The sequence below is a fragment of the Proteus sp. PR00224 genome, assembly GCF_016238105.1.
In the GTDB taxonomy this organism is placed as follows: domain Bacteria; phylum Pseudomonadota; class Gammaproteobacteria; order Enterobacterales; family Enterobacteriaceae; genus Proteus.
In genome coordinates, this window is the sequence record NZ_JAEHQU010000005.1 from 263,604 (window position 1) to 269,646 (window position 6,043).

Genomic DNA, 6,043 nt, shown 5'->3' on the forward strand with positions numbered 1-6,043 from the left:
TTCTCAATCTTACTTATCTATTTTGGCTTTTGAGTGAACAGTCATTTGTTTTTCTTTTTCATTTTTAGCTAACTGCTGTAAAACCGCATCTCTATGGCCATCCATCACAACTTTACCGTTATCAACAACAATTATTCGGTTGACGATACTCAGAACCTGAGGTCGATGAGTAACAACTAATAATGTTCTTGTGCGACACCATGCTGAAATGGCATTTAATGCCTGAATTTCTGAATATTGATCAAGTCCCGTTGTTGGTTCATCAAGTAAGACAACTTTTGGATTTCTCATCGTCATTCTAGCCAAAGCAACAATTTGTTTTTGCCCACCAGAAAGACCTAACCCATTCTCCCCCAAGGACATATCTAAGCCTCTTGGATGCTTTTTAATGACTTTATCTAAACCAAATCGCTTTAGTGCTACAATCAAATCTTGATCACTAGAAAAACCATCCATACGAGCTAAATCAAGATTCTCTCTTAAGCTACCTAAAAATAGCCTTGGTTCCTGCTCTAATAACAACACCTGATTACGCAAATAATGAGGATCTATTTGGCGAATATCGACATCATCTAGTGTGATGTTCCCTTGTTCCGTCGGATATAACCCAGCTGCTAATTTTAAAGTCGTTGATTTACCACTGCCAATACGCCCAAGTATTCCAACTTTTTCACCCGGCTTTATTTCAAATGATAAATTTTTCACTACACTGCTACTATCTTGATTATAAGCAAATGAAACATTTTGGAATTTTATATTTCCATTCATTTGTTTTAACGTAATATATTTCCTATCAGGTTCACGTTCTGAAGGTCTTTCAACGATGCCGTTTACACCTTTTAATGCGACCCAAGCCTGTTGAAAACGTATAGCTAAACCCGCAATTTGTCCTAATGGTGATAATGCTCTACCGGATAAAATAACTGTTGCAATTAAAGCCCCCATCGTAATTTTATTTGCGGGATCATCACTATGAATTAAATAAGTACCGATAATAACTAAAAATATCGTATTTAACTGTTGCATCATAACAGCAAAATAAATAACAAAATTACTGATATTTTTAACTTTCATTGATGAAGAAGCTGTTTTTGCCGTGTAATAATCCCAACGCTTTTGTGCCCAACTCATTGCATTATTCGTTTTTAACGTTTCTATACCTTCAATAGCTTCTACTGCTAATCCTTGTCTTTGAGATGATTCCTTCATCGATTCATTAATATATTTTGATAAAGGTATTTGAGCTAAAAGCCCAACAATAATAACCAGTGGAATTATCGTAAGTGGTACAAAAGCTAAATTGCCCCCAACAAGCGCAATTACAGATACAAATAAAATTAAAAAAGGCATATCTACTAATGTTAATAAACTCGCACTCGTCATAAAATCACGGACAGATTCGAAATCTCGTAAATTATTAACATAGGAACCAGATGATATAGGTCTTTCCTGTAATTTAAGATTGGTAACCTTTCTAAATAAAGCCGAGCTGATAATTAGGTCAGCTTTTTTACCAGCAATATCAGTTAACCGTCCTCGGATCATCTTTGCTGTAAATTCAAATAATATTGCAAGAATTACACCAATACTTAAAACCCAGAGAGTTTGATATGACTTATTTGGTATCACTCTGTCATAAACATTCATGACATATAATGAACTAACAAGTGCTAGAAAATTAATCACAAAAGTGGCGAGAATAATTTGATAATAATATTTTTTAAAGCGCCAAATAACTTTAAAAAACCATGCCTTAGGCATCGTATATTCGGGCAATTCTGAACGTACATCTGTTGCGATACGAGGCTTAATAAACCAACAATAACCTAAATACTTTTCATTTAATTCTGATTGAGTTAACCAAACAGATAAACCATCGACTTGCTGAATTTTATATTTACGCTGCCCAGTTTCATCAAATGAAATTTCTGTTAAAACGGCACTCTCTTCATTTTTTAATAATAATAATACTGGCATAGCCAGAGAGGGAATATCATCTAATAAACGTTGTGATAATGTATTTTCAAATCCTTCACTCTTCAGATATTCAATCAGTGATGAAAAATCAATTCCCATCTTTGCGGTACGGATTGTATGCGCAGTTAGTGTAGCCACGGATAAATGTGTGCCTAATAACTGAGTTGTAAGAGAAAGACCTTCTATGATCAATTTCATAACTACAATATTTACCTTAATTTATTAGTGTGTGAGTGAATTAAGTGCCCAGCGAGAAAGTGTTCCTTGTGCATACAAATAATCAAGCATCCCGTGTCTGAGATCGCCCAATGTTGTGGCGTAAGATAATTCAACATCAGATAACTCTTTTTCTGCATTCAAAACATCTAACAAAGAACGGCGTGCAACATTAAATTGTAATTGATAAAAATCGACTACTTTTGTCGATGATAAAATTTGTGCATCTAATATCTTTAATTTTTGAGTACTTTTTTGGATATTAATTACCGATAAACGTCTTGCTTCTTCAATGTCTCGAATAACCCTATCCATTCTCTGTTGAGCCGCATTTAACTGACTTACTTTTTCATCAACAGAATATAATGATGAAAAATTAATAATATCCCATGTCACATCAATACCTATCTGACGATCATCTTTAGTCATATTTCCAGTTAAATTAATTCTTGGTAATTGTTTTTTATTTTCAACTTTAACGCCCATTTTTTTAGCGTCTATATCGGCTTGGCTCACAAGATAGGCCGGATTTTGATTATTATTTTCCGCAGTGAATTCTCTATACATATCACTGACTGTCATTCCATCAAAAGGATTGACAAGATCACTCTCTCCAACCGGAAACCCTGTATATTTTGATAACGTACTCAGCGTTGTCATTAATTCTTTTTCATAATAGTTAATATCTTGCTCTACTAATATTTTTCTTGCTTCTGCCTGAACATATTCAGAAATACGCCCTTCATCATTACGGGCTATCACATTTAATTCAGAGATAATTCTATTATGCCTATCTAAGCTTTTTTTCTTTACCGCAATAGATTCTTTGGCTAACAATGCTTTTAAATAGAGATCTGATATGGTGTAAGCGACATTTTCTTTCGTTTCGCTATATTTAAATTGATAATAGAGCTGTTCTTTTTCATTACGTTCAACATCATTTTCTATTCCACCAAAAGAATAGAGATTTAATTCTCCTCTTAGTCCTGGAGTAAAACTATTATTATCATAATCACTTTCATCACGATGATATTGTCCTAATAATTTATTTCCAGTGACGCTTATTACGGGAAAATGTTGAGCCCTAGCCTGATTAACTCTTGCAACCGCTATATCTATATCGGCTTTAGCTTCTAATAACTCGGGCGCATTATTTAATGAGTTATTTAATATATATTTTAAAGAATTCGCATGTGAATTAAATAATACGCCTCCAAAAATAACAAACGTTATTATTTTGAGTTTATTTATAGAAAACACAGATATTACCTCTAATAAAAAATACAATCTAAATATAGAAATTTATGATTGGATAATAAGGCTGCTCGAACGAGCAGCCTTAGATTTAATTAAAACAGATAATTAGAAAACACCTCCATTATCAATAATATTATTATCGATATAGACATTAGCACCACTTGCACTACTGTAAAGCGTATAAGTATGCTCAGTGCCATCTAATGCAGTTGCTTTAGTTGTTGTGGCTGTAGCGGTAAATGTCCCTAAGGTGTTAACTCCGTCAGCCCCTAAATCAACTTTATCATTAGCATCACCGGAAATATAAATCGTTGAATTTGCATTCATTCCCAATACATCCGATGCTGTTAATTTGACGGTTTGAGATGCATTATCTACTTTCAGATCACTGCCAACAGTCATATCAACTTTCTCGAAGCCAGCAATACCTTCATCTTTCCCTGTCGCCAGATTGACAGAAATAGTCCCTGTCAGAACTAGAGTATCACTACCTTCTCCACCATTAATATAACCCTGATTACCAATAGGTTTAGGATCATAGTCTTTTGTCAGAACAACGATATCATCACCAGCACCCGCATCAATGGTTATTTTACCATTTGAAATAGTGCCTATTTTGATTGTGTCATTCCCGTCACCACCATCAATGGTCGTCGCAGCTGAACCTAAAGTTGCACCAGTGGAATCAAATACATCATCTCCTGCCCCTAGTGAAATAGTTGTGTTATATGCCCCCTCAGTGACGGTAACAGTATCATTGCCGTCCCCCATAGAAACAGTAGCACCACCATAAATCCACCCAGCAGTTAAGGTATCAGTATTATCACCAACAGAAACATTACCAGTTAGGTTTTTAGTGATAGTGATATTATCACTACCGTATCCACCTAGAATTTCACCAGATACAGAACCATAAATAGTGACAGTATTAACATCCGTAACCGCGTCAATATTATTGTCATTACCCAGACTGAAATTGCCACCATCCTGATAAACAGAAAGATACTCTTTTGGCAGATTTGACTTAGCTTGAGTACCACTCCCCAGATCTAATAAACCAGATAATTCAGTATTATTTTGAGAATTAGCATCACCTTGGGTAAAAGTATCACTGCCTGAGCCAAGATAGATTTGGCCAGCATTTGTTACCCCTGTACGTTTAATCGTAACGGTGTCATCACCAGATTCCATAAAGAGATAACTGCCAGCATACATAACACGCAACGCCGTATTCATACCATCCATAGTAAAAGTATCATTACCTTCACCAGCATAGACTCGGGTATTGGCTAACATATTACCGCGAACCACCATCAGATCATCACCAGCCCCTAAATCAACAGTTGTAATACTTTGATTACCATCTGTTTTTGTACCATCAGGTCCATTATCTGAAGAGTTAGCCACATTGCTGTATGATGAAGTTTCGCTACCATCCTGATAATAACCAACATAAATTGTATCGTTATAATCAGTTGTTAACATAGGATCAGCATCACCGCTGTTAGCACCGATGGTATATCCAAAATCGTTTGTTCCCGCTTTAGATGAGGATAACGAATATTTCAGCGTAAAATCACCATCCAGATTACGTAATGAAATCGGGTTACCATCATAAATAACACCCGTTGCTGAAGCACCCGCATTATTTACTATATCTGTTGCGGCTGTAGCGTTGTCAGATGTTCCCGTAATGGTTGCAACCACTTTTTCCATACCCTCGGCATTAAATGCATTTTGGTTAGCTTCCATTGTTGGATCAACCATAAATGAAACACTCTTAGAGCCAGCAGGAATAACAACCGTTACTGTTGATGCACCATCATACGTTACTTTGCCTGTGTCACCATGCAGGACAATTTTTCCGTCGTGCTGAGAGCCTGCAAGCGTTGAATAATCTGGCGCACTGGCATGACCCACACCATTTGTTAAGGTTATTGTCACAGTCACATCTTGTGCTGCAACAGAATCCAAAGCAACGGTATACACTAATCCGGTAGTACCATCTGTGTCTTCAACGGTTGCAGGAACTTCAGTTACTTCACCGGAAACAGAGGCATCTGCACTAATCTTATCCCCTTTGCTATCCGTTGATGTTGTATCAACACTGATACTCACTGTCGGTAACACATCTGTTTTAGATGTTGCTGTTGCCGGATCACTTTCATTACCACTTGGATCTTTAGCAACTGCGCTCACTTCACTGTTATCTTTTACATTATCAGATGGAATAGTAGTGTTATTACCCTGACTGTCTGGGATCAAATTAGGAACACTAGATGTCCAGCCATTATCCCCTTTCTCCATTGTTACAGTCTGTTTATCACCATTTTCATCCTCAAACGTAATTTCTACGGTATCACCTTTATTGGCATCCCCCGGCAGTTCAACGGAAACAGAACCATTATCTTCCGCATTTAATACTGGTGCTGAAGGGGCAACTGTATCGACCATAAAGTCTGTTGCTTTCCCCTCACCACTCGTATTACCCGCAGGATCGGTAATTTCTGCTTTCACAGAATAATTGCCATCCGGAGTTGCTTTATCTGCCGGAATAGTCACTTCGGCTTTACCCGCAGTCACTTCATCCGCC

At 36.7% G+C, this 6,043-nt stretch carries 3 protein-coding genes; all 3 read right to left on the bottom strand.

The window, feature by feature from the left end:
* Positions 1-9: 9 nt before the first annotated feature.
* Positions 10-2,175: a type I secretion system permease/ATPase gene (locus JEP71_RS11310; protein ID WP_198621028.1), complete on the bottom strand. Its 2,166-nt coding sequence runs from the start codon at positions 2,173-2,175 to the stop codon at positions 10-12.
* 24 nt (positions 2,176-2,199) lie between these two features.
* Positions 2,200-3,453 (bottom strand): TolC family protein, encoded by a 1,254-nt coding sequence (locus tag JEP71_RS11315; protein ID WP_198621027.1) that lies wholly within the window; start codon positions 3,451-3,453, stop codon positions 2,200-2,202.
* 102 nt (positions 3,454-3,555) lie between these two features.
* Positions 3,556-6,043, bottom strand: a 2,488-nt coding sequence (locus JEP71_RS11320) for a beta strand repeat-containing protein (RefSeq protein ID WP_442958812.1), incomplete at its 5' end; no start/stop codon positions are given.

Bases quoted from the DNA above. Each gene is read 5' to 3' on its own strand.
- JEP71_RS11310 (WP_198621028.1), bottom strand. From the start codon at position 2,175: ATGAAATTGATCATAGAAGGTCTTTCTCTTACAACTCAGTTATTAGGC.